Origin of the sequence: Clostridium sp. SGI.024 (assembly GCF_050315195.1) — a bacterium.
Lineage (GTDB): Bacteria > Bacillota > Clostridia > Clostridiales > Clostridiaceae > Clostridium.
In genome coordinates this window covers 1-361 of the sequence record NZ_JBNPON010000168.1, presented here as the reverse complement: position 1 = coordinate 361, position 361 = coordinate 1, and the positions used below count along the sequence as shown (strand labels likewise).

Genomic DNA, 361 nt, shown 5'->3' with positions numbered 1-361 from the left:
AATGCATATACTTATTATCCATATGCTATGGTTGATTTATTAAAAGTTATAAGACCAAACTTATCAAGTGATGATAGAGCTGATATAGATATTGCTAGAGCTGATGCTCTTAATGTAGCAGCAAGAGCTACTAAGAATGATGTATTCCAAGATGCAGCATGTAGGGATATTGCAAAAACAATTATGGGTAGAAACAAAGTAGATTTAGCGTCATTCTCATTTAATGGTGATAATGCAAATAAGATTGTTATAAATAATAGTTACGGTTCTTTTAGTGTTCCAGTTGAATATAGTTTAGATGGTGGAAATAAATGGGTTACTACTGAAGCAGGTACTTCTTCTATACAATTATCAGATGCAC

Annotated in this window: 1 pseudogene; it reads left to right on the top strand. The window is 31.9% G+C overall.

Annotated features, from left to right (window positions below):
- Positions 1–361, top strand: a pseudogene (locus tag ACQRD5_RS17255) (hypothetical protein); the annotation flags it as partial.